This window comes from Pseudomonas sp. Pseusp9 (assembly GCF_059491265.1).
The window spans coordinates 4858785-4882123 of sequence record NZ_CP168500.1; the positions used below are offsets into that span (position 1 = coordinate 4858785).

Genomic DNA, 23339 nt, shown 5'->3' on the forward strand with positions numbered 1-23339 from the left:
TGGCTCGCTCCCACAGGGGAATGCACTGAAATGTGGGAGCGAGCCTGCTCGCGAAGGGGCCTGACTGACCACACTTTTCCCTCAGGCTAGCCGCAATCGCCCAATCGCCGTAGCATCGCGCCATTGATTGAACCGAGGTACCTATGCTGATCCCCTACGACCAACTTCAAGTCGACACCCTCACCCGCCTGATCGAGGATTTCGTGACCCGCGACGGCACGGACAATGGTGACGACACGCCACTGGAAACCCGCGTACTGCGCGTGCGCCAGGCCTTGACCAAGGGGCAGGCACTGATTGTCTTCGATCCGGAAAGCGAGCAATGCCAGCTGATGCTCAAGCACGACGTGCCCAAGCACCTGTTTGACTGAGGCCTTTAGCGCTCCTTGGTTTTCGCCAGTTTTTTCTGGATCCGTTCGTAGATTTCGCAGCGGTGCACATTGACGTTCCGAGGCGCTTCGACGCCGAAGCGAATATTGTTTCCGTTGATCGCGAGAACATGCACGGAAATGTTTTCACCGATGGAAATGGTTTCGCCCACAACGCGAGTGAGTACGAGCATGAGGTGTGTCCTTCAGGGGTTACTGGCCCCTGAAGATGCCCAGCCTGCGGTACGCCTACAATGCTCCGACAGCAAACCAGACCGGACTGACAGCCATGACGCACAACGCTTACAGAAAAGTCTGACAGGCCGCTTGATTGTAGGACCGATCTGTCAGGACGCGGAGAATCGCGGCCCGAACAGGATGATGCTCGCGCCGATCACACACAACGCCACGCCAAGCCAGTCCGAACCCAGCGGACGAACCCGCTCGACCACGGCCAACCAGCCGATGGACGCAATGATGTAGATGCCGCCGTAAGCGGCGTAGGCGCGGCCGGCGTAGGTGGCTTCAATACGGGTCAGCAGCAGAGCGAACAGGGTCAGGCTGAGGAGCGCTGGCACCACCCACCACATGCTTTTACCCTGGCGCAGCCACATCCAGAAAGCAAAGCAACCGGCAATTTCGAACAGCGCGGCGAGGAAAAACCACAGGTAATTGAGCATGCGAGTGTCCCGCTAGGATGGCCGATGGCGGCCACCCTAACCACAGCGTTGCCTGCGAGCAAGATCAGCTTGCGGATTGCCTGGCCTTGGCGCGCATTTTGTCGGCCATGGCGGTCATTTCGTTGTAGAGCAGTTGCGGGTTCTTCTGCTTGATCGCCCAGGCCATGCGGCCCTGTTCGTGGGGCAGGATCATGAACTCGCCGGCGGCGACCTGCCGATAGATGTAGTCGGCGATGTCGGCGGCGCTGATCGGCGAGCTCTCCAGCAACTTGCCGACCTGAGCCTTCATGGCCGGTGTCGGGCCGCGAAACGAGTCCAGCAGATTGGTCTGGAAGAACGACGGACACACCACATGCACGCCGACTTCCTGATGCGCCAGCTCGATCAGCAGGCTTTCGGACAACGCCACCACGCCCGCCTTGGCCACGTTGTAGTTACTCATCGCCGGGCCCTGCATCAGCGCGGCCATGGACGCAATGTTGATGATCCTGCCTTTGCTTTTTTCCAGCAACGGCAGGAAAGCCTTGCAACCCTTGACCACGCCCATCAGGTTGATCGCGATCTGCCAGTCCCAGTCCTCCAGGGACAACTCACTGAAGAAGCCGCCAGACGCTACACCCGCATTGTTGACGATGACATCGATGCCGCCGAGCTTGACCTCGCAGGCCTGGGCGAACGCCGTCAACTGGCTGTAGTCGCGTACATCGCAGCGCTGGATAAAACCATCGCCACCCGCCTCGCGGACCAGCTTGAGGGTTTCCTGCAAGCCGGGCTCGCTGACGTCCGACAAGGCCAGTTGCCAGCCTTCACGCGCCCAGCGCAGCGCGATTTCGCGACCCAGGCCAGAGCCTGCACCAGTGATCATCATGCGATTTTGCATAGCAAACAGCCTTGTTGTTCTCGGAAGATGCATCGAGTGTAGCGAAGGTAATTGCCCGACCCACGCTCCATCAGATTGCTGAATGGCCCGAGCAAACCGCGGGAGCCTTTGAAGTAACTGATGCAACAGAGAAAGATATAGACCCGCAAAAAAAAGAGGCCCTTGAAGGGCCTCTTTTCCATTGCGTCACAACTTACTGCGGTGTGCCGTGAACGACACCGGCGGTGTTGTCCAGCAGGCTCTTGGTCGCGGTTTGCAGGAACGCTTCGAGCTTGAGTTTCAACTCGGCGGTACGCGGTGCATCGTCAATGATCTCGGCGTGCGCCGTAGCGCCCATTTCGTACTGGTACAACTTTGGCGCCATGTCCTTTTCCTTCGGCAACACCAGGATCTGGTCGTCGCTGAGGATGGCCGTGGTCTGCTCGTTACCCGAAGGCTTGATCACACCAAAACCCTTGTCGCCCTCAGGCAGGTTGAGCAGGTCGCGGCCCCAGCATTGCTGGCGGGTTTCGCCGCCCAGGCGGCCCATGATGGTCGGCACGATGTCGATCTGGGTGCCCACGGTGTGGTCACGCTGACCGAACTTCTCCTGGATGCCCGGTGCGATCATCAGCATCGGGATGTTGAAGCGGCCCAGGTCCATTTCGGTGATCTGCTGTTCGTTGCCAAAACCGTGGTCACCGACAACGATGAACAGGGTTTCCTTGAAGTACGGCTCCTTGCGAGCCTTTTCAAAGAACTGGCCCAGCGCCCAGTCCGCATAACGCATGGCGGTCAAGTGCTCGTTCAGGGTGCCGCGATTGGTCACGCGCTCGACCGGCAGTGGCGTCGGCAATGCGTATGGCGTGTGGTTGGACAGGGTTTGCAGCAAGGCATAGAACGGCTTGCCGTTTTCCCGCGCCTTGAGCTCTTGCAGGCTGCGATCGAACATATCCTGGTCGGACACACCCCAGGTCGGGTCGGAGAACACCGGGTTAACGAAGTCGTTACGGCCGATGAAGTTGGTCATGCCCTGGTTGCTGAAGAACCCCGACTGGTTGTCCCAGGCGAAATCGCCGTTGTAGACGTACACGTCGTCATAGTGACGGGCACTGAGCAATTGCGGCAGGCCAGACAGCTTGTGGCTGCCTTCCGGGGTCTGCATCAGGTATTCGAAACCCGGCAGGTTCGGGAAGCAACCCATGGTGGCGAACATACCCTGGTGGGTATGGGTGCCGTTGGAGAAGAAGCGGTCGAACAGCAGGCCTTCCTTCGACAGTTTGTCGAGGTACGGCGTGATGTTGTCCGGGCCACCCAACGCACCGACCGAGTGACCGGCCATGCTTTCCATCAGGATCACCACGACGTTCTTGATCGGCAGCGTCTTGTCGGCCGGCGGCGTGTAGTCACGACGTACGGCGGCAATGTCGGCCTCGACCAGTTTTTCGTCCGGCAGCACCAACATGTCACGCACGATTTGCTGGGCCTGCTCCTGCGGCAAGGTGGCCTTCCAGATGTTGTCGCGCTCCTCGGACATCCGGCTCTTGGCAGCCGCCACCAATTGCAGGGTACCGTTGAGGCCCAATTGGTTGGCGAAAATCGAATTGGTAGTGTAGACATCACCCCAACGCAATGGCGGGCCTTGGCGCAGGGTGCCACGTGCGGCAACCACGCAGATCAGCAGGCACACCACGAATACCGCGATGCGCGCATACCATGGGGCCACCTGACGCGTGCCGATGCTGCCGCCACTGAACGGGCCGCGAGGACGGGTTGCACGGTCGGCGCCCTTGAATGCCAGGCTCAGGATCCAGGTGCCCACGGCCCATGCCAGCAGGTAGCGAACCACCGGAAAACCGTACCAGAGCATGCTCATCACGGTCTTCGGATCTTCCTTGACGTACTGGAAGACCAGGCCGTTGAGGCGCTGGTGGAATTCACGGTAGAAGTCCATTTCCATCAGGCCCAGGAACAGCGCGATGCTGGAGACGATCGTCAGCCAGAAACGGAACAGCCCACGTGCGGCCATGGCCCGGGCGCTGAACAGTGCCAGCAGCAACGGAATGCTCAGATAGACCACCAGACGCAGGTCGAAACGCAGACCGTTGGCGAATGCCTCGAGGAAGGTCGAGGCCGGTGTGTCGAGGATCATCGAGCGGTTGTAAACCAGCAGCGCGACGCGCAGCAGGCTGAACATGACCATCATGACCAAGGCACACAACAGCGTGTAGGCCAGATGCGATTTGACGGTCGGTTGCAGCAGGCGACTAGAGGCTCGCTGCTGATTCAGGGCGTCCGGGATTGCCATGTCGTTTTAGGACCCATTGGAAGTTTAAGTTTCGAAAATACAGCTGCGCCTTGCCCTCTTTTCGGCCTGTACGAGGCCCGGGGTTTGCGCGGTGCGCAAATGTTGCACGATCAATGGCTGCATTGCCATTGATTACTACCCTCATCCCGACTCTTTCATCCTGTATGCAGGACTACGCAGCGTGTCGCGGGAGAGCCGGCGAATTGTCTTGGAGACTTGGTGAAAATTTCGTGCAACGCATATTCGGAAACAAATTAAAGCGCCCGCCTCCCGCCAAAAATGCAAACGCCCCGAACCAGTCGGGGCGCTACGAAGTCACCTTTAAGGAACGACAGCGTTACTTCTCGGCGCGCGCCTTGAGGGCTTTCAAAGTATTGAACGGGGCATCCACCACGAACTTGTTGGCCACCATCGACGGCACGCTACCGCCCGGTTCGGTGTGCACCTGATAGGTCACTTCGATCTGGTCGCCCTTGGGTACGAACTTCCAGAAACCGTCGACCTTGGCGACCCGGACAAAGCCTTTTTCTTCAGGAAGGTATTTCGGTACGCCTTCGAGCTTGCGGGTCAGGCTGCCGTCGGCGCCTTCGGTGGTGGTGACGTGCAGCACCGAATCACGCGGAGTAACCGGCCACGGGGTGTTGAACTGAGTGTAGGTCCAGCTCTGGTCACCTTCGTGCTTGAGCAGCTTCTGGGTTTTGCACTCGTGAATCCAGGCACAGGCTCCGGACACGTCGTCCTGCAACGCACGCAGCTTGGCCACGGTGGTCTTCATCAGCGTGACGCCCTGGTAGGCCTTGTAGTCGGACCCGGCCACTTCACTCAGGGAGACCTTGATGCCGTCTTCGTTCTTCGCGACTTTCCAGTCTTCGGCCTGGGCCGCCGAGGTAGCCAGCACAACCGTTAAACCACACAGCACAGCAATACGATGCAACGAACCCATAGTCTTGTTCCTTATTGTTGAAGTTCCGTTCGTAGAACACATCACGCCGCCGTCATTTGCTCCCACCAGCCGATCAGTCGAATGGCTTCTTCGCTGTTGCTTCCGCACACCTCGGGGTCAGCCTCGAAGGCGGAACACACCGCCGGCCGATCCGGCTGGCCGAAAATGTTGCACAGGTTGTCCGCGGAAAGCTGCAGGCAACGCTGCCCCGCGGCTTTGCCATTGGGCATACCGGGAATCGGTGAACTGATGGAAGGGGCAATGCAACACGCGCCACAGCCCTCACGGCATTTCATGACGACAAGCTCCTCGCGACGAGCAATGTGTTAAAGGACGGGGCACAGAGTACCCGCTTAAACAGTTGTTTTAAATTACCTGCGAGCGGGTTTTTCAACGCAAACGGGCATGACCGGGCAGTCTCCGACAAAGCGTCTGCCCTGCGGCTCGCGGATCTTGACGACTTACTGTTTGAACTCGAAATCCAGTGCTGCGCCTTCGACCTCGCGGCGCTCTTCATTGCGCAGTTGCAGCTGCATTTCATTGCTGAGCAGGCGTCCGTTGAGCTGGAACGGGCTGCTACCGCTTTTGTCTCCGAACATCTGGGGCAACAGCGGTTCACGCCTGGTCAAGGGTACCGTTCCGACCGGCTTCAGTTCCTGAACCATATCCTTGGGCAAGCTCAGGTCCAGATTGGCGGATGGAAGCTCAGTCTTTACCTCTTCGCTGACCGGTTTCGATTTGGAGGTAACGGGCGGATGCTTTTTCGCGGGCGTCGCCGGTTTTTTGGCCGCCGAGGCTTTTTTTGCAGGTTCGGCTTTTATCGGTGCAACGTGAAAACTGCCGGTAGCCTGTTCCTGCTCGGTGGCGGCAACGACGGATGCCGGCTGAATACTCGCAAACAGACAGAGCAATAGCCAGGCGGCAGGAAAAATCGGTTTCATGTATCCCACAGTGGGTGCAAACGGCAGAGGTGCATATGCTGGCCTGTTGCAGCCCACAAGACAAGCGCAGTAGCAGTCTGTTACAAACCGCCTGCCATCTCCTGGCAGAGTTGGGTGGCCAACATGCCCAAGGTCATCAACGCGCGCTCGGCTTCTCGGTTCCATGGCGTGCCGCAATTGAGACGAATGCAGTGATTGAATTGCTCGGTATTACTGAAGATCAGCCCCGGCGCAATACTGATGCCCTGCTGCAAGGCCCGCACATGCAACTCCTGGGTGTTGACCCGCCCCGGCAGACTCACCCACAGAATGAAGCCACCGGTAGGCCGGGTCATCTGCGTGCCTTCCGGGAAATACTGCTGTACCGCCAGCTGGAAGGCACTGAGGTTCTTGCGGTATTCCTGGCGGATGAAGCGCAAATGCCGGTCGTACCCGCCATTTTCCAGGTAAGCGGCGATACCCATCTGAGTCACGCTGCACGCAGAATGCGTACTGAACGTCTGCAAGCGCTGGATTTCCTGCTGATACTTGCCGGCAATCATCCAGCCGATCCGCACGCCCGGCGACAGGGTTTTAGAGAAGCTTGAGCAATAGATCACCCGGTCCAGCCGATCGTAGGCCTTGAGGGACTTGGTGCGCCCCTGCTCGAACATCAGTTCACCGTAGATATCGTCTTCGACAATCTGGATATCAAAGTCCGACGCCAGGCGCAGCAGTTGCTTCTGCCGCTCTTCAGGCATGGTGCCACCCAATGGATTACTCAGTCGGGTGGTCAGCACCAACGCCTTGATCGACCATTGGTTGGCTGCCAGTTGCAGGGCTTCCAGACTCATGCCCGTGGCTGGATCACTGGGGATCTCGATGACCTTGAGGCCCAACAGGTCGGCCAGTTGCAGCAACCCGTAATAGGTCGGCGACTCGGCCGCAATCAGATCGCCCGGACGAGTCAGCACGCGTAAAGACATCTGCAGCGCATCGACACAGCCGTGGGTGATCACCACCTCCGACGGATCGACCACCACGCCCGCATCGCGCATGCGGATCGCCACTTGTCGGCGCAACGGCTCGAAACCGGGGCTGAACATGTAACTGAAGGCCCGCGGGCTATGGAAACGGGTGACTTTGGCCAATTGCTGATGCAGTGCCCGCACCGGCAGATAGTCGACGCTCGGCACCGCTGCACCCAGCGGGAACACGCCCTCACGACGGGATTCGACCAGGACTTGTTGAATGATGCTGCTGCGGGTGACCAGGCCGGGGCGCTCGACCCGGGCGATGTCCGGCGTCGGTGCGGTGAGTGCCGGCGTCTGGTGCACGTAGTAACCCGACTGCGGCCGGGCGCGGATCAGCCCCTGATCTTCGAGATTGGCATACGCCTGCAACACCGTCGCATGGCTGACATTGAGCTGCGAGCTCATCTTGCGCACCGAAGGCACGCGCTCTCCCGGCTGATAGACCCCACGGCGGATGTCTTCGGCCAGTTGTTGAGCAATACGTTGATAGAGCAAAAGATTGGTCATGACGCAGCACTCGATTTCACGGGCATTTTATTCTTGTGTGAAACAATACCGGAACAGTTTAGAAGTGTACGGGGACAGTTGCCACAATAGTCGACCATACAGTGCAGTGTCAGCAAAATCTGTACTGTTTTGTGCGCTGATCGGCAGGCAAAAAAAACCCGGCGCTGCATGGCAGGCCGGGTTTTCCAGCGACGCAACCCCTAGCGGGCAGCGCCGAGCTGGCCCTTTTCGTCGGAAAACACAATTTCCACCCGACGGTTCTGCGCTCGTCCCCGTTCCGACGCATTCGCGTCCACCGGATATTCGTCGCCATAACCCTCGACCTGGATGCGCTTGTCGTCGATGCCCAGGTCCATCAGCACGTCAGCCACCGATTGTGCGCGGTCGCGGGACAGCTTGAGGTTTTCCTGTTTGCCCCCGGTACTGTCCGTATAACCTTCGATCCGCACCACTCGCTTGGGGTTGAGTTGCAGGAACTGCACGATCTTCAACACCACACGGTTGGCCGAAGGTTTCAATTCCGCCTCACCTGTGTCAAACAGCATGTCGCCCAATGTCATCACCAGACCGCGGTCGGTCTGGGTGGTCGTCAATGCCAGGATCTGCTCTTCAAGCCATTTGCCTTGCTGCTGCACACTGAACAGTTTGGATTCACGCAACGCCAGTTGCAGGCGCTGCCGTTCCAGTTCGAGTTTCGCCGCTTGCTCGTCGTTAAGCGCCTTATTGGTGTGCTCCCGGGCAATGGCGCTGTAGCGCTGGCTCAGGTAGGCGTAATGCACCACATCCGAACCGCTGCCCCAATAGCTGGACAGACGATCGGCGCGGGCCAGGGACTCGCCGGCGCGAATCACGTCCTTGGGGGCGACTCGCAGCACATTGGAGTCTTCCTTGACCTTCTGAAAGTCGGCTCCTGCCTGCTGCAACGCGCTCTCGCTGTGCTGGCTGGCGCAACCGGACAACACGGCGCAGCCTGCCAGGATCAAACCGCCGATGGCTTTGCTCTTGAGGCTCATTCGGCATCTCCCAGTTGCTTGCGCAGGCGGGCGATGCGGGCGTTAAGCATGTTCAACTGTTCCTCGCTCTTGGCCGTCAACACTTTGGCTTCAGCCAGGCGCGCATCGAGTTCGGCCTGTTCGGCCCGCATGCGTGCGTTTTTGAAGGATTGGTCGGTCATGTTGCCCTTGGCGCGGTTGAACTTGTCTTCGGCCAGTTTCATTTCCGGCACATCGTCGGCGGTGGCGCCCACGGCCTTGGCCTGTTCAAGTGCCTGTTCGGTCAGGCGAATCTGTTCATTCGGCGCAGGATCGGTTGCACAACCGGCCAGGAGCACAAAGGCCAAGGCAGCGAAAAGAGGTCGAATACTCACTAAATATCCCTACTGTTTTGGGGTACTGACGGGTTGTTGCGAGGGTTGCTGCGGTTGTGAGCGCTGTGCCTTCCAACGCTCGATATTGCGCATCAGCACGGTCTCCGTCAGTCCGGACGCGGGCAATTCTGTCATCTTTTTGGCCAACTGTCCGCGCAACCACGGATCGTTGCAGGCCGAGTCATGGGAAATCGCCAGGTACAGGCCAGGCTTGTCGACCGGTTGCAAGCGAGCGACCAGATCACCGGCCATGCCCAGTGTCTGTGCAGTCGCCATGCCCGAGTAACGTCCTGCCAGTACGAATTCGACCTCACCCAACAGCAGCTTCTGAAAAGCCTGGGTCAGGCTGGACGTGCGAGTGAGGGTCAATTGCTGTCCGGAAAAGGTGCTGAATGGCGCAGTCAATCGGGCCTTTTCCGAAATGGCACCGGGATGACCGTGCAGGTCCTGTGCTTCGTTATAGACCAGCGTCGACTCCTTGCGCGTCCAGACCAGATAGTCGTTTTCCAGCAAGGGTGGATGGATGTAATCCAGGGTTTCCAGCTCGCTGACCGTCAAGGCGGCGTCCGCCAGCATGTCCATGCGCCCGCTGCGCACTTCGTCCAGGGCCTGGGCGCGCTTGCCGGCATAAAGCAGTTCAACCTTGAGCCCCAACTCCCCCGCCACTTGCTGCAGCAAATCGGCGCTGGCACCGATCAGGTGTCCGGGATTCTGCGGGTCTTGCCACAGGTACGGTGGCGCATCCGGGCTGCCGGTTACCACAAGGCGTTCGCATTTGCCGGCGGCGAACGACAGCGCCGGCAATAGCGTCAATCCCAGCAAGCTCCACACGTAGCGCAGATCCATGGCTTCACACTCCACTCAAATCTGGTGATGCCCCCTGTAGGAGCGAGCCTGCTCGCGATGGATTCAAAGGCACCGCGTTTATCCAGGATCAACGCGTCATCGTTAACGTCCATCGCGAGCAAGCTCGCTCCTACAGGTAAACGAAAGGCAAAAAAAAGCCCGGCCAAAAGGCCGGGCTCTTTATAAGTGAAGCAGCCGGATTAGACCAGCTTCTCCAGCTCAGGGATGGCTTCGAACAGGTCTGCCACCAGGCCGTAGTCGGCCACCTGGAAGATCGGCGCTTCTTCATCCTTGTTGATCGCAACGATCACTTTGGAATCTTTCATGCCGGCCAGGTGCTGGATCGCGCCGGAGATACCGACGGCGATGTACAGCTGTGGAGCAACGATCTTGCCGGTCTGACCGACCTGCATGTCGTTCGGTACAAAACCTGCGTCGACCGCGGCGCGCGAAGCACCCACGGCAGCGCCCAGCTTGTCGGCCAGGGCGTACAGGTGTTTGAAGTTGTCGCCGTTCTGCATGCCGCGCCCGCCGGAAACGACGATCTTGGCAGCGGTCAGTTCCGGACGATCGGACTTGGCCAGCTCTTCGCCAACGAAGCTGGAGATACCAGCGTCGTGAGCAGCACCAACGGCTTCAACGGCAGCCGAACCACCTTCGGCGGCAACCGGGTCGAAACCGGTGGCACGCACGGTGATCACTTTGACCGCTGCGTTCGATTGAACGGTAGCGATGGCGTTACCGGCATAGATCGGACGCTTGAAGGTGTCAGCGCTTTCTACCGAGATGATCTCGGAGATCTGGTCAACGTCCAGTGCAGCGGCAACGCGCGGCAGGATGTTTTTGCCGTTGGAAGTAGCGGCAGCCAGGATGTGGCTGTAGCCCTTGCCCAACTCTGCAACCAGAGGAGCAACGTTTTCCGGCAGCTGATGCGCGTAAGCAGCATTGTCAGCGTTCAGGACTTTGCTCACGCCAGCGATTTTCGCTGCGGCTTCAGCCACGGCACCAGCGCCCTGGCCTGCAACCAGCACGTGGATGTCGCCACCGATTTTGGCGGCAGCAGCCACGGTGTTCAGCGTGGCCGGGGCCAGCACTTTGTTGTCGTGTTCAGCAATAACCAAGATAGTCATTTAGATTACCTTCGCTTCGTTTTTCAGTTTCTCGACCAGTTCAGCCACCGACTTGACCTTGATACCCGCGCTGCGTGCAGCAGGCGCTTCGACTTTCACGGTCTTGTTGGTGGAGGCGGTGGAAACGCCCAAAGCGTCCGGAGTCAGCGTCTCGAGAGGCTTCTTCTTGGCTTTCATGATGTTTGGCAGAGACGCGTAGCGCGGCTCGTTCAAACGCAGGTCGGTGGTGACGATGGCCGGCAGTTTCAGGGAAACTGTCTGCGCGCCGCCGTCGATTTCACGGGTTACAGCCACGCTGTCGCCACTGATTTCGACTTTCGAAGCGAACGTGCCCTGACCGTAGCCGCTCAATGCAGCAAGCATCTGGCCAGTCTGGTTGTTGTCGCTGTCGATGGCTTGTTTGCCAAGGATCACCAGCTGAGGCTGTTCCTTGTCGACAACAGCCTTCAGCAGCTTGGCAACGGCCAGGGAAGTCAGGTCTTCGGCGGACTCGACGAGGATGGCGCGGTCGGCACCCAGAGCCAGCGCGGTGCGCAGTTGCTCTTGAGCGGTGGACGGGCCGACGGAGACGACGACGATTTCAGTCGCAACACCCTTCTCTTTCAGGCGTACGGCTTCTTCCACGGCGATCTCGCAGAACGGGTTCATCGACATCTTGACGTTGGCAAGATCGACGCCGGAATTGTCCGCCTTGACGCGAACCTTGACGTTGTAATCCACAACGCGTTTGACAGCTACAAGAACCTTCATGGATTCCTCGTTACTCTCCGGTGAAAAGAAAGTCGCCTAGGCGAACCTGGCGGTTGATGCTCATCGGGCGCAAGGGCACCTCCAAAAACGCCGGCTAAGGTGTCAAGTGACCATCGCTCATGCTGTGGATGACCGTTTGTCAGTGGTGACTGACGAGTCATTCAACATCGCGGCGTGTAAACTGCGCAGCAAACCCGCGCGGCGCATCACTCTCTACTGCCATCGCCCTGTCTTTAGAGGTGCTCTTGAAACCAACAGTCAGCCTACGGCGAGCGCAAAACCGACCGTATCTTGACCGGAACGCCTATTCCGGTCAATACGCCAAAACAGCCGTTCATAAGGCGCGTGACTTTGATTTCTCTGGCTTTGAGCCAATTCAAACAAACGTTTGTATTGGACGCTGAGAGTGGTGTAGATATAATGCGCCACCCAAAGAGAAAGGTGGTCAATCGATTGTCCGCTTCCGGCGCTGCGCCGGGATTCATGGATGCGACACCCAACCTCCAAATTAGAAAAAAAACTGTTGAGCCTTGAGTAGGAGATAACCTGTGGAACGCGAATACATGGAATTCGACGTGGTCATCGTCGGTGCCGGCCCCGCTGGTCTTTCCGCCGCCTGCCGCTTGAAGCAGAAGGCCGCCGAAGCCGGTAAGGAAATCAGCGTCTGCGTGGTCGAAAAAGGCTCCGAAGTCGGTGCTCACATTCTGTCCGGTGCCGTGTTCGAACCACGCGCCCTGAACGAACTGTTCCCGGACTGGAAGGAACTCGGCGCACCGCTGAACACCCCCGTCACCCGCGACGACATCTTCGTGCTGAAGAACGCTGAAAGCGCGCAGAAAGTTCCAGACTTCTTTGTGCCCAAGACCATGCACAACGAAGGCAACTACATCATCTCCCTGGGCAACCTGTGCCGCTGGCTCGCCCAGCAGGCCGAGAACCTGGGTGTAGAAATCTACCCTGGCTTCGCCGCTCAGGAAGCGCTGTTCGACGAGAACGGCGTGGTCCGCGGGATCATTACCGGTGACCTGGGCGTCGACCGCGAAGGCAATCCGAAGGAAGGCCTGTACACCCCGGGCATGGAACTGCGTGGCAAATACACGCTGTTCGCCGAAGGTTGCCGTGGCCACATCGGCAAGCAACTGATCAAGCGCTTCAACCTCGACAGCGATGCCGACGCCCAGCATTACGGCATCGGCCTGAAAGAAATCTGGGAAGTCGACCCGGCCAAGCACCAGCCAGGCCTGGTGGTGCACACCGCCGGTTGGCCGATGGACATCATGGGCACCGAGAACACCGGCGGCTCGTTCCTCTATCACCTGGAAAACAACCAGGTCGTAGTCGGCCTGATCGTCGACCTGTCCTACAGCAACACCTACCTGTCGCCGTTCGACGAGTTCCAGCGCCTCAAGCATCACCCGGTGCTAAAGCAGTACCTGGAAGGCGGCAAGCGCATCAGCTACGGCGCCCGTGCCATCTGCAAGGGCGGCCTGAACTCGTTGCCGAAAATGGTCTTCAAGGGCGGCGCGCTGATCGGTTGCGACCTCGGCACCCTGAACTTCGCCAAGATCAAAGGCAGCCACACCGCGATGAAGTCCGGCATGCTCGCCGCAGAATCGGTGGCCGAGGCGCTGTTCGCCGAGAAAGACGGCACTGAAGAACTGACCACCTACGTGGACGCATTCAAGAAGAGCTGGCTCTACGACGAACTGTTCGCCAGCCGCAACTTCGGCCCGGCGATCCACAAGTTCGGCGCCATCGTCGGTGGCGGCTTCAACTGGCTGGACCAGAACATCTTCGGCGGCAAACTGCCGTTCACCCTGCACGACACCAAGCCGGATTACGCTTGCCTGAAACTGGCGGCTGACTGCAAGAAGATCGACTACCCGAAACCGGACGGCAAGATCAGCTTCGACAAACTGAGCTCGGTGTTCATCTCGGGTACCAACCATGAAGAAGAGCAGCCGTGCCACCTGAAGCTGGCTGACGCGAGCATTCCTCTGGCCAAGAACCTGCCACTGTATGACGAACCTGCCCAGCGTTACTGCCCGGCCGGCGTATACGAAGTGGTGACCAGGGAAGACGGCGAGAAGCGTTTCCAGATCAACGCCCAGAACTGTGTTCACTGCAAGACCTGCGACATCAAGGACCCTGCACAGAACATCACCTGGGTGGCGCCGGAAGGTGCTGGCGGCCCGACTTACCCGAACATGTAAGCCGAACGCCTGAACAACGAGGCTCCCGAAACGGGGCCTTTTTGTTGCCTGCAATTTATGCAACACCACTAAACCGATGTGGGAGCGAGCCTGCTCGCGAAAGCAGTGTGTCAGTCAATACCCATATCGAATGATAAAGCGCTTTCGCGAGCAGGCTCGCTCCCACAAGGGTTACCGCATACAGTCAGATTTTGGCGCCCAGTTCCGCCGACAGCCGTGCCGTAACCCCTTTGATCAGGGGAATCAGCTCGGCCATTTTTTCCAGCGGCATGTAGGGTACGGTACTGGCAATGCTGATGCCGGCGACGATGCGTTTGCTGGCATCGCGGACCGGTGCCGCCACGCAACGGATCGACGGTTCGTTATCTTCCAGATCGAAGGCGTACCCGCCCGCCACGTACTCGAGCATGCGCTGCTCGAACTGCTCCCAGGATTGCTCCGGGTGCTGCGGCCAGAACCGGTTCTTGCCACCCACCGGCAGGCCGACTTCATACAAGCGCCGCCACTCTTGCGCTGAATCATCGAGCATCAGTGCCTTGCCGATCCCGGTGCGCGCCAATGGCATGCGATGGCCGACCCGTGAACGCATTTCCGGGCCATTGCGCCCCGGATTCTTGTGCAGGTACAGCACTTCGTCGCCTTCGCGAATCGCCAGATGAATGGTGTCGCCGGTCAACGCCGACAACTCATCCAGATACGGCCCGGCCAGGGTCACCAACGGCAGCTCTTCACGGGCCTGAAAGCCCAACTCGATCAGTTTCGGCCCCAACAGATAACCGACCTGCGGCACCACCCGCAGATAACGCTCGTCGACCAGGCAACTGGCCAGGCGATGGGTGGTGCTGCGTGTAGTGCCGATCAGCCGGGCGATTTCCTTGAGATCGCGGGCGCCGCTGGCCACCGCCTGGACCACACCCAACCCGCGCAGCAGCGTTTGGGTGCCGGTCGGCGCGGCGTCCTTGGCGACTTTTGGGGCGTCTTCCTGCATATCCAGCCTTTACCGTTGAGCGAGTGAACGGGCGGCATTATGGTCGCCCGCGTGCCACGACTACAACTTGATACGTTCGACCTTGCCCACCAGCAGGATGCAGGACAGTGCGCCGATCAATGCCAGCACCGAGATGCAGGTGATCGCCGGGGCAAAGGAATCACCCGTCGCGAGAAAACCGATCACGATTGGCGTGGCAATCGTGATCGGTTGCCGATGAAGTTGAACACCCCGCCGGTCAGGCCGAGCAACCGTGACAGCCGAAAACGTGCTGGAGCCAGGCCAGCACCGGCGTCAGGAACGCCAGGCCGACGTGAATCGGATCGATGCCCAAGTCACTGGTCAATGCCGGAGCGGCAATCGACAGGTTACTGCGGTCCAGGTAGTTGATCAGCACCATGATGAAAAAACGCTTGCGGCTGGGCGTCACCAACGACGCTTGGCCGGTGTGGGTTTACGGTTGTATGGGGGCCTCTTCTTATGTTTATTGAGGTCGGTCTAAAGATTGACGCTGAACCCTGTGGGAGCGGGCTTGCCCGCGATGACGGAGGCACATTCAATGATGATGTGACTAACAGGACGCCATCGCTGGCAAGCCAGCTCCCACAGGGACTTGTGGTGGTTAGAGATCACTCACCACTCTGCAAAGCTGCCATCGGCATGACGCCAGATCGGGTTGCGCCAGCGGTGACCGACGGCAGCACCTTCGATCACGTACTGCTCATCGATCTCGATACCCAGGTTCGGACCGACCGCATCGCCCACGGCGTTGCGGGGGGCTTTGCCGATCAGGTAATCGGACAATTCCTCAACCGCAGCAGCAACGGCAACGGTGTGGGCACGACCTACGACCACGGTCTCGCCCCGGTCGGTCACACCCTCGTCGGTTTCGACCTTGAGGAAGCACTAACGCGGCGCCCAATGAAATCTTAGCGAAGGGCTTTCCAGGCAGCGACGTAAGCCTTGGCATTGACCGCCACTTCCTCCGGGGTCATGCCCGGTTTGAACAGACCGGAACCCAGGCCGAAGCCTTTGACGCCAGCGTCGATAAACGCCTGCATGTTGTCCGGGGTGATCCCGCCGACCGGCGCCAGAATCGTTCCCGCTGGCAATACCGCAAGCCAGGCTTTGACGACTGCCGGTCCCATCTGCTCGGCCGGAAACATCTTCAGTACATCAGCACCTTCGGCCAGCGCCGCGAAGGCCTCGGTCGGGGTGGCGACACCCGGAGACAGGTACAAACCGGCCGCTTTCGCTGTGCGCAACACCTTGGGATCACTGTGGGGCATGACGATCACCTGGCCGCCCGCCGCTTTCACTTGCTCGACCTGCTCCGGCGCCAACACGGTGCCGGCACCGATCAGGCAATCGGCGGGCAAAGTACTGCGCAGGATGCGGATGCTGTCGTACGGTTCAGGGGAATTGAGCGGCACTTCGATGACGCGAAATCCGGCGGCGTACAGGACTTCGCCAATGGCGGCCGCTTCCTGTGGACGCAGGCCGCGCAGGATCGCGATCAGGCCGTTTTGCGCCAGCGCTTGTTTGAGCATGTCAGACCTCCAGGCAGGGTTAACGTAATGCGGTGGACGTGACCAGGCCGGCGGCAAGCGCCAGTTGCCACAATCCGCGTTCGGTGGCCTGTTCGGCCAGGGTCACCCGGGCAAAACCGCAGGCGGCGAGCGCTCGGTTGTAGCGGGTACAGAGTTGGGTATTGCCGATGAGGATGATCGAGGGCAGGTGCACGCTGTTGCGCCGACGCCGCTGGACATTGGCCAGGGCCGCCAACTCGTGGCCGATCAGCAGGCCGGACAGGTAGTCCGCCTGGGCAGTGGCGCTCAATTCGCCGGTCAGGCCCAGGCTACGGGCGCTGAATATCGTCGACAGCGGACCGGTTTCAGCGTCCGCCGACAGCGCGACCTGCACGCCGCGATCGAACGCGTCGCCATCGAAGGACCCGCCACGCTGCTGGGTGCGTCCGAGAATGCTGTGCTCGCTGAGCACGGCGAAGACTTCGCCGGTCATGAACGTGTCGAAATGCACGATGCAGCCATCGGCCACTTCCACCCATTTCGAATGACTGCCCGGAAGGCCGATCAACAGGTCGACGCCCGCCTCGCCTGCCAGGTTGTGCAGCACACCGAGCACCTGGGTTTCTTCGCCGCGCATCACGTTCGGCAAACGCGAACGCTGGATGACGCCGGGCACAATGTGCACATCGACGCCGCGCAGGCTGCGCACGGTTTGCAAGGAAGTACCGAGATTGGCGACGTTCGCCGGTGTGTCGCGGTAAGCCGCTTCGCGCCAGCCCTGGGCGCTGCCGACCATGCCGCTGGCAATCACCGGCAATTGCGGCTGCGCATCGAGCCAGTCGCCGCAAGCCTCGGCGAAGGCCAGTTCGAAACCATCGGTGCATTCGCGGCCGCCAATGATTCGCGGCGCCTTCGGCAGCTGCATGATCCCCGACGACAGCGAGCGCTGTTCGAGCACCTGCCCGCCATCAGCCAGTTTGTAAGCACGCAATGAGGTCGTCCCCCAGTCGAGCGCGATCAATTGTGCCTGCATCGCTTCACCTGTTTTGGTTTTTGGCAGTGAGTGAGCGGGACTATAAGCCTGCACAGAAGTAAATCTCAATATATAACTATCAATCCCATATTGTGAGACGCGACAAAAAAAATCGCAGCCCGAAGACTGCGATCTTTGAAATGTGATCAGTTACCTGCTGCGAAATCCCGCAGCACTGCCCCATCCATCCGATACCGAACCCACTCCTCCTGCGGCTGCGCCCCCAGGGATTTATAGAATTCGATGGCCGGGGTATTCCACTCCAGCACGCTCCACTCGAAACGGCCGCAGTCGTTGGCGCAGGCGATTTTCGCCAGATGCCGCAGCAGGGTCTTGCCTGCACCGCCACCACGCTGTTCCGGGGTGATGTAGAGGTCTTCCAGATACAGGCAATTGCTGCCTAGCCAGGTGGAATAGCTGAAGAAGAACACTGCGAAACCGATGGGTGCACCGTCGCGCAGGCAGATCAGGCCATGGGCGGTGGCGCCTTCGCTGAACAGACTGCGCTCGATGTCGGCAACGCTGGCGATGACTTCATGGCGGGCACGTTCGTAGTCGGCCAGTTCAGTGATGAACGCGAGGATTTGCGGTGCGTCACTGGGGGTCGCCGGGCGGATTTCGATCGTCATGGACGTGCCTTGTCAAAAATGGAAAACGCCATACTAAGTCGGCGCGGTATTTGTGGCGAGGGAACTGTCCCAACACCTGTAGGAGCGAGCTCGCGATGGTCGTCAACGATTACGTGCGCGGCCTGAATAAATGCGGTGTCCTTGTGTTTTTCGCGAGCAAGCTCGCTCCTACAAAGGGTGTTTACTCCAGTCGGCACTAACCCTGGAATCGATAAACTCGGACCTGACATTCGGGCACTGCGTGGTTAGATAGACGCGCTGCCCATTTATCCGGTCAAGGAACCGCGTCATGTCTACCGCAACACCCCCTGTCTCAAGCAAGTTGTTCGGCCTGTTCTGCCTCGCCAGCTACCTGTTGTCGTTGTCCTACGGCTCGACGTTCCTGCTGTCGCTGCTGATTGGCTCTCGCGGTGGTAACGAACACGACGCCGGAAGTGTGATTTCGGCGGCGATGTTCAGCACCTTTGCGGCGGTGATTGTTTCCGGTCATTTGTCCGACTTGCTCGGTGCCGCCCGATCGGTGGCGCTGTTCGGTGTATTGCTGGTAGCCGCCAGCCTGGGCTTCGCCCTGACCCCGGGATTTGGCCATCTGCTGTTGTTTTTCGGGTTGCTGCTGGGCCTGGGCTGGGGTGTGTTCTACACCCTTGGGCCGATCATCGTGGCGGGCCTGGTGACACCCGCACAGCGCGCCCGGTACTTCGCCCTGCTGTCGGGCAGCATGATGACCGGGATCGGCAGCGGCCCGCTGCTCGGCCGCGCGGCGAGTGCGCTGGGCCATCCGGTGACCGCGGCGTTTTATCTGGCGGCGCTGGCCAGCCTGATCGGAGTATTGCTGTTCTGGCACTTGGGTCGACAACTGCAACCGGTGCCCGCGCAATCGAGCAGCGTGTCGCGAATTTCCTGGCATGCAGCCGGTCAAGTGCTGTCGTCCAGGGCCGTTTTCCCGATCATCATGGTCGGTCTCGGCGGCTGCGTGTTCGGTGGTCTGTCGAGCTTTCAAACCACTTATGCCGCAGCCCGCTCACTTGACTATTCGCTGTTCTTCCTCGGTTTCATGAGCGCGGCGATCAGCGGGCGCATGCTGATTGCCGGCTTTGTGGTCAAGCGCGATCCATTGCGTGCGTCGTGTCTGCTTTCGGGGCTGATGCTGGCATCGATCGTGATATTCGGTTTTGTCGTCGACAGCAGCTTCAGCTACGTGCTCGCGGCGGTGATGCTCGGGATCGGCTACGGCCTGACCTACTCGGTGATCAACGGCCTGGCCGCCAATGAAGCGCCGAACGGCACCACCGCGCAATCCTTGCTGCTGTTCAGCCTGTCGTACTTCATCGGCGTGTTCGGCTTTCCCTTGCTGGCCGGGAAAATCATCGTCGAGCAAGGCATGGCCACGCTGTTGCTCACAGTGTTGGCGGTCGCTTCGCTCAACTGGATGATCACCGTGGGCCGGTTGATCTGGCGAAGAGCCACGGCGGTCAGGGCACTGGAGCAAGCCTGAGCCGTTCGTCGCTGATAATGCACCCATCCGGATCGAGGGCAGACTAATCAGGTAAGGACTCTAATCGTTGGAGACAACACCATGATCCTGTCCAGGTTGATCGCCCCCGTTCTCACCGCCCTGCTGTCTTCTGTCGCGCTTGCCGGGACCATCGGTCCGGGCACCGGCCCGACCAATCCGGTGGAAAAACCCAGGGCGCCCGCCATCCAGAGTGCCCCCGGCATGAACACCGATGGCACCACGATCGACCACAAGCTGCCACCGTCCACCGGCACCGACCCGCGGGTTCAAGGCAAAGATGCAGGACGACAGTTGCCAGGCCGCAAAACACCCGGCAGCGGCGGACTTGGCTCGACCACTAGCGGTGACTCGGGTGACGACGACAGCGACAGCCAATAACTTCCGGTTTGAGGACAAATGAATGGGTCGAGGCGCTGCGCAAGGCGCACTGCAGACAGTTGTTCCCACAGGTGATGCGTCAGGGCTCAAGACCGATGGGGAAAAACTCGCCGCCACTCCAGACACCGAGCCAGCGCTGGCCGTCGATTTCGCGACTCACCGCCAACTCCACGAGCTGATAGAACACATTGCGGTGAATCAATGCTTCAAGGTTGCTACGCACATGCACGTAAGGAGCTGGCTCCTGCGTTACCGGGTCGATAACCACCCGCATCGGGTGCTCGCTACCTGCCTCGGTGGTTTCATCGACGTTGGTGGTAAAGCGCAACACCTGCGCTTCGCCCTCGCCTTCCACGTCCACCGCAATCGCCACGAACGGCGCATCGTCGACCTTGATGCCGACTTTTTCGACCGGCGTGATCAGGAAGTAATCATCGCCATCGCGGCGAATGATGGTGGAGAACAGCTTGACCATCGGCTTGCGCCCGATCGGCGTGCCCAGGTAATACCAGGTGCCGTCCCGGGCGATGCGCATGTCGATGTCGCCGCAGAAATCGGGATTCCACAGGTGCACCGGCGGCAAGCCTTGGGTCTTGGGGATTTGCCCCAGCAAATCGTTGGCTTTTTGCGGGCCACTCATGGCGTTCTCCTTGGCATTACTGGTCGCTGAGCCCCAGCAGGCTGCGCGCGTATTGTTCCAGCGGCGGGCCCATCAGGTCTTCGGGTTTTTTATCGTGGAACGTCAGTAAACCGCCACGACTCTTGATAGTCGCAGTATCAATCAAATACTGGGTGCTGGTCTCGATCAACATGATCTGAATCATACCGCTGTCGATGCCGAGGCGATCCAGGGCTTCCTGATCCAGCCACTCGTCAGAGTTGCCAATACGGTCGTCAGACTTGGCAAAACGGGTGTAGAGCAGATAGTGCGCACCGGCGGCACGCGCTTCGCCCATGGCCTGGTCGAGGCCTTCCGGTGTACGGGCACGGCGGACCATCGGGAAGTATTCGACGAAGCCATCGAACGCGACTTCGGCAATCACGTTGGGCCGTGGATATAGGTCGCTGCCCGGTGGCACGAAAGCGCCTTGGGCGATGTAGACGAATGAGTCCGGCTGAATGCGCAGGTTGTTTACGCGACGGCTGTCGCTGTGATCGAGCAACCCCGCATCGCTCATATGGTAACGAGTCCCTTCGGCCATATCGCTGACGTTCATGCAGCCACCAAGTGCCAAAACGGCCAGCAGCAAAACCAGGCTACGCATCCTATCCTCCAGAGGCCAGTGTCGGAAAACCGGCGAATGGCCGTAGGATGCAGCTTTTGCGCCAGCTCATGAGCATTGCTGACTTATCTATAGCCATCGCGAACAGGCTCGCTCCCACACGGATTTGCGCAATACCTGTGGGAACGAGCCTGCTCGCGATGAGGACGATCAGCCGCCGATAATCTTCATGACAGTCGCGCCGCCGGAGAATGCCACTTCCTGCTTGTCGCCCAAGGCTTTCACCAGAAGGCGTTGCAAGGCCGGCAGCGCCTGGTGACGGGGCTTGTCCAGCAGGTCGCCGATGTAATGGCGATTGCTCGACGACAGGCAACCATGCAGCCACCCGGTGGAGGACAAACGAAGTCGCGAGCAGGTTCGGCAGAAAGGCACACTTTCGTTGGCGATCACGCCGAAGTAACCCTGGCCGGGAATTTCATAGCGAACGGCCGTTGCATCGACCGGGGCATCGGCCTGCAAGTATTCGTAGCGCTCGCCAATCAGGCTCAGCAGTTGCTGGAGGCTGACGAACTGCTGCAGAAAGGCATTGGAATCGTTGGCCAGGTGGCCCATGCGCATCAGTTCGATGAAGCGCAATTCATAACCGCGCTCCAGACAGTAATCGAGCAACGGCATCACTTGATCGAGGTTCTGCCCGCGCAGCGGCACCATGTTGACCTTGATCTTCATGCCCGCCGCACTGGCCTCGCTCATACCATTGAGCACTGTAGCCAGGTCGCCGCCCCGGGCAATTCCGCGGAACGCACTGGCGTCGAGAGTATCGAGGGAGACGTTGAGGCGCCGAATGCCAGCGTCCACCAGCAGCGGCAGTTTCTTCGCCAGCAACTGACCATTGGTGGTCAGGCTGATGTCTTCCAGGCCCATCTTCCCGACCGCCCTCATGAACGCCTCGAGTTTCGGGCTGACCAGCGGTTCACCGCCGGTAATGCGCAGACGCTCGATCCCCGCCGCTTCAATCAGATAAGCCACACCGCGCGCCATGGCTTCGGCCGACAATTCATCCTGCGCAGCCACCAGCCGCTTGCCGTTGGGCACGCAGTAGGTACAGGCGTAATTGCAGGCAGAGGTCAAACTGATTCGCAAGTTGCGAAAACGCCTGCCTTGACGGTCAACGATCATGCTCACTCCGGCGGAAGAATATCGGGCCGCTAAAACTTGACTCAGAAATCAAGTTTTAGCAAGTCCTTCTACCTGAGTATATTCCTGCGGTACTGCGCCAAGTAGCGAAATCATGGCGCAATAAGGCAACTGAATGGCTCAGCTGCTCGGCGTGTCGGTGTCGCGCTTGCGCTTGTTGCCCATGCGTACGCCGATGTCCATGAGGAACTGGAAGAAACCTTCCTGATCTTCCAGCACGTTGCTCCAGAACGGCGAGTGATACAGCGCGACGGCACCGTGCACCAGCGCCCAGGATGCGCAGTAATGGAAGTAAGGTGGCACGTCTTCAAGCTTGCCTTCGCTGATTCTGCCTTTGATCAGCAGGGTCAGGCGTTCGAAGTTCGAGGCACGGATCTTGTGCAGCTCCTCGATCATCTCCGGCACCTGGTTGCCCTTGACCACTTTCTCTTCGAGGCGGTCGAACAGGCGATAGCGTTGCGGATCGCGCATGCGGAATTCGAAGTACGCACGGGACAGGGCTTCCTTGTCCTTGTCGACATCGGCCGAATGCAGCAATTCATTCAAATCGCGCTCGTAGTCGAGCATCAGGCGCAGATAGATTTCCGCCTTGGATTTGAAGTGCTTGTAGATCGTGCCTTTGCCGATACCGACGGCATCAGCAATCATCTCGACGGTGACACTGTCTTCACCTTGTTCGAGGAACAGCTTGAGCGCGGTATCGAGAATTTCCTGCTCGCGGCGACGAAACTCACGGACCTTACGAGGTTCTTTATGCATAAGAAAAGGTCTGTCGGGGTCAAAATTCGAAGCCGCGTATTATGCCTAACTTGCGCAAAAATGCACGGATCATCCGACCATATCTGTGCTTTCTGGTCATTCCGCGCACGTTTACAGCTTGATGAGAACTCTTCCGAAGCGCACGTATTCCAAATTTGTTTAA

General features: G+C 59.4%; 27 protein-coding genes and 1 pseudogene. 4 read left to right on the forward strand and 24 right to left on the reverse strand.

Features of this window, described 5'->3' with window-relative positions:
• Positions 1 to 143: 143 nt before the first annotated feature.
• The gene (locus ACEN8E_RS22035; RefSeq protein WP_008017754.1) at positions 144 to 371 is read left to right on the forward strand and encodes a YheU family protein; all 228 of its coding nucleotides are present in this window, start codon (positions 144 to 146) and stop codon (positions 369 to 371) included.
• Between the two features lie 5 nt (positions 372 to 376).
• On the opposite strand, the gene csrA is transcribed toward ACEN8E_RS22035, so the two are convergent.
• From csrA to ACEN8E_RS22100, 13 genes are all read right to left on the reverse strand, one after another.
• Positions 377 to 562, reverse strand: a complete 186-nt coding sequence (gene csrA / locus ACEN8E_RS22040) for a carbon storage regulator CsrA (protein ID WP_495589852.1) — start codon at positions 560 to 562, stop codon at positions 377 to 379.
• A gap of 153 nt (positions 563 to 715) precedes the next feature.
• Complete coding sequence (locus tag ACEN8E_RS22045; RefSeq protein ID WP_495589853.1) at positions 716 to 1048, reverse strand: YnfA family protein; 333 nt, start codon at positions 1046 to 1048, stop codon at positions 716 to 718.
• Between the two features lie 64 nt (positions 1049 to 1112).
• On the reverse strand, positions 1113 to 1928 hold the full coding sequence (locus tag ACEN8E_RS22050) for an SDR family oxidoreductase (RefSeq protein ID WP_495589854.1): 816 nt from the start codon (positions 1926 to 1928) through the stop codon (positions 1113 to 1115).
• 193 nt (positions 1929 to 2121) lie between these two features.
• Positions 2122 to 4215 (reverse strand): LTA synthase family protein, encoded by a 2094-nt coding sequence (locus ACEN8E_RS22055; protein ID WP_495589855.1) that lies wholly within the window; start codon positions 4213 to 4215, stop codon positions 2122 to 2124.
• Between the two features lie 337 nt (positions 4216 to 4552).
• Positions 4553 to 5158 (reverse strand): START domain-containing protein, encoded by a 606-nt coding sequence (locus ACEN8E_RS22060; protein WP_429366991.1) that lies wholly within the window; start codon positions 5156 to 5158, stop codon positions 4553 to 4555.
• 41 nt (positions 5159 to 5199) lie between these two features.
• Positions 5200 to 5454 (reverse strand): YkgJ family cysteine cluster protein, encoded by a 255-nt coding sequence (locus ACEN8E_RS22065; protein WP_495589856.1) that lies wholly within the window; start codon positions 5452 to 5454, stop codon positions 5200 to 5202.
• A gap of 165 nt (positions 5455 to 5619) precedes the next feature.
• Positions 5620 to 6099, reverse strand: a complete 480-nt coding sequence (locus ACEN8E_RS22070; RefSeq protein WP_495589857.1) for a translation initiation factor 2 — start codon at positions 6097 to 6099, stop codon at positions 5620 to 5622.
• An 80-nt stretch (positions 6100 to 6179) separates the two neighbouring features.
• A complete protein-coding gene (locus ACEN8E_RS22075) occupies positions 6180 to 7619 on the reverse strand; it encodes an aminotransferase-like domain-containing protein (RefSeq protein WP_007973699.1) in 1440 nt (479 codons plus the stop codon).
• 200 nt (positions 7620 to 7819) lie between these two features.
• A complete protein-coding gene (locus ACEN8E_RS22080) occupies positions 7820 to 8632 on the reverse strand; it encodes an OmpA family protein (protein WP_495589858.1) in 813 nt (270 codons plus the stop codon).
• The gene (locus tag ACEN8E_RS22085; RefSeq protein WP_495589859.1) at positions 8629 to 8985 is read right to left on the reverse strand and encodes a DUF4398 domain-containing protein; all 357 of its coding nucleotides are present in this window, start codon (positions 8983 to 8985) and stop codon (positions 8629 to 8631) included. Before ACEN8E_RS22085 ends, ACEN8E_RS22080 begins: the two co-directional genes overlap by 4 nt.
• 9 nt (positions 8986 to 8994) lie before the next feature.
• A complete protein-coding gene (locus ACEN8E_RS22090; RefSeq protein WP_495589860.1) occupies positions 8995 to 9831 on the reverse strand; it encodes a substrate-binding periplasmic protein in 837 nt (278 codons plus the stop codon).
• A gap of 200 nt (positions 9832 to 10031) precedes the next feature.
• Positions 10032 to 10961 carry an electron transfer flavoprotein subunit alpha/FixB family protein gene (locus ACEN8E_RS22095; protein WP_338585344.1) on the reverse strand — a complete coding sequence of 310 codons (930 nt, stop codon included), beginning with the start codon at positions 10959 to 10961 and terminating at the stop codon, positions 10032 to 10034.
• Positions 10962 to 11711 (reverse strand): electron transfer flavoprotein subunit beta/FixA family protein, encoded by a 750-nt coding sequence (locus ACEN8E_RS22100; RefSeq protein ID WP_008017740.1) that lies wholly within the window; start codon positions 11709 to 11711, stop codon positions 10962 to 10964.
• A gap of 548 nt (positions 11712 to 12259) precedes the next feature.
• Between ACEN8E_RS22100 and ACEN8E_RS22105 the strand changes: the two genes are divergently transcribed.
• On the forward strand, positions 12260 to 13924 hold the full coding sequence (locus tag ACEN8E_RS22105; RefSeq protein ID WP_495589861.1) for an electron transfer flavoprotein-ubiquinone oxidoreductase: 1665 nt from the start codon (positions 12260 to 12262) through the stop codon (positions 13922 to 13924).
• Between the two features lie 184 nt (positions 13925 to 14108).
• Here ACEN8E_RS22105 and ACEN8E_RS22110 read toward each other — a convergent pair whose 3' ends face one another.
• The 7 genes and pseudogenes from ACEN8E_RS22110 to ACEN8E_RS22140 form a co-directional block, all read right to left on the reverse strand.
• Positions 14109 to 14912, reverse strand: a complete 804-nt coding sequence (locus ACEN8E_RS22110; protein WP_495589862.1) for an IclR family transcriptional regulator — start codon at positions 14910 to 14912, stop codon at positions 14109 to 14111.
• A 60-nt stretch (positions 14913 to 14972) separates the two neighbouring features.
• A pseudogene (locus ACEN8E_RS22115) lies at positions 14973 to 15166 on the reverse strand (MFS transporter); the annotation flags it as partial.
• Positions 15151 to 15342, reverse strand: a complete 192-nt coding sequence (locus ACEN8E_RS22120; protein ID WP_495589863.1) for a hypothetical protein — start codon at positions 15340 to 15342, stop codon at positions 15151 to 15153. The pseudogene ACEN8E_RS22115 and the gene ACEN8E_RS22120, both read right to left, overlap by 16 nt.
• A gap of 203 nt (positions 15343 to 15545) precedes the next feature.
• The gene (locus tag ACEN8E_RS22125; protein WP_495593413.1) at positions 15546 to 15788 is read right to left on the reverse strand and encodes a hypothetical protein; all 243 of its coding nucleotides are present in this window, start codon (positions 15786 to 15788) and stop codon (positions 15546 to 15548) included.
• 53 nt (positions 15789 to 15841) lie between these two features.
• A complete protein-coding gene (locus ACEN8E_RS22130; protein ID WP_495589864.1) occupies positions 15842 to 16462 on the reverse strand; it encodes a 2-dehydro-3-deoxy-6-phosphogalactonate aldolase in 621 nt (206 codons plus the stop codon).
• 19 nt (positions 16463 to 16481) lie between these two features.
• Positions 16482 to 17474: a 2-dehydro-3-deoxygalactonokinase gene (locus ACEN8E_RS22135; RefSeq protein ID WP_495589865.1), complete on the reverse strand. Its 993-nt coding sequence runs from the start codon at positions 17472 to 17474 to the stop codon at positions 16482 to 16484.
• 146 nt (positions 17475 to 17620) lie between these two features.
• Positions 17621 to 18103, reverse strand: coding sequence for a GNAT family N-acetyltransferase (locus tag ACEN8E_RS22140; protein WP_093216099.1), 483 nt, complete (start codon positions 18101 to 18103; stop codon positions 17621 to 17623).
• A gap of 289 nt (positions 18104 to 18392) precedes the next feature.
• On the opposite strand from ACEN8E_RS22140, the gene ACEN8E_RS22145 reads away from it, so the two are divergent.
• Both ACEN8E_RS22145 and ACEN8E_RS22150 read left to right on the forward strand, forming a co-directional pair.
• Entirely contained in the window at positions 18393 to 19598 is a 1206-nt protein-coding gene (locus ACEN8E_RS22145) for an MFS transporter (RefSeq protein WP_495589866.1), read from the forward strand.
• A gap of 81 nt (positions 19599 to 19679) precedes the next feature.
• Positions 19680 to 19997 (forward strand): hypothetical protein, encoded by a 318-nt coding sequence (locus ACEN8E_RS22150; protein WP_495589867.1) that lies wholly within the window; start codon positions 19680 to 19682, stop codon positions 19995 to 19997.
• Between the two features lie 79 nt (positions 19998 to 20076).
• Here ACEN8E_RS22150 and ACEN8E_RS22155 read toward each other — a convergent pair whose 3' ends face one another.
• From ACEN8E_RS22155 to ACEN8E_RS22170, 4 genes are all read right to left on the reverse strand, one after another.
• On the reverse strand, positions 20077 to 20637 hold the full coding sequence (locus ACEN8E_RS22155; protein WP_413704199.1) for a DUF1285 domain-containing protein: 561 nt from the start codon (positions 20635 to 20637) through the stop codon (positions 20077 to 20079).
• A gap of 16 nt (positions 20638 to 20653) precedes the next feature.
• Positions 20654 to 21262, reverse strand: coding sequence for a DUF4823 domain-containing protein (locus tag ACEN8E_RS22160; RefSeq protein WP_495589868.1), 609 nt, complete (start codon positions 21260 to 21262; stop codon positions 20654 to 20656).
• A gap of 168 nt (positions 21263 to 21430) precedes the next feature.
• Positions 21431 to 22399 (reverse strand): GTP 3',8-cyclase MoaA, encoded by a 969-nt coding sequence (locus ACEN8E_RS22165; RefSeq protein WP_495589869.1) that lies wholly within the window; start codon positions 22397 to 22399, stop codon positions 21431 to 21433.
• A 138-nt stretch (positions 22400 to 22537) separates the two neighbouring features.
• Entirely contained in the window at positions 22538 to 23176 is a 639-nt protein-coding gene (locus ACEN8E_RS22170) for a TetR/AcrR family transcriptional regulator (RefSeq protein ID WP_034149949.1), read from the reverse strand.
• Positions 23177 to 23339 lie beyond the last annotated feature (163 nt).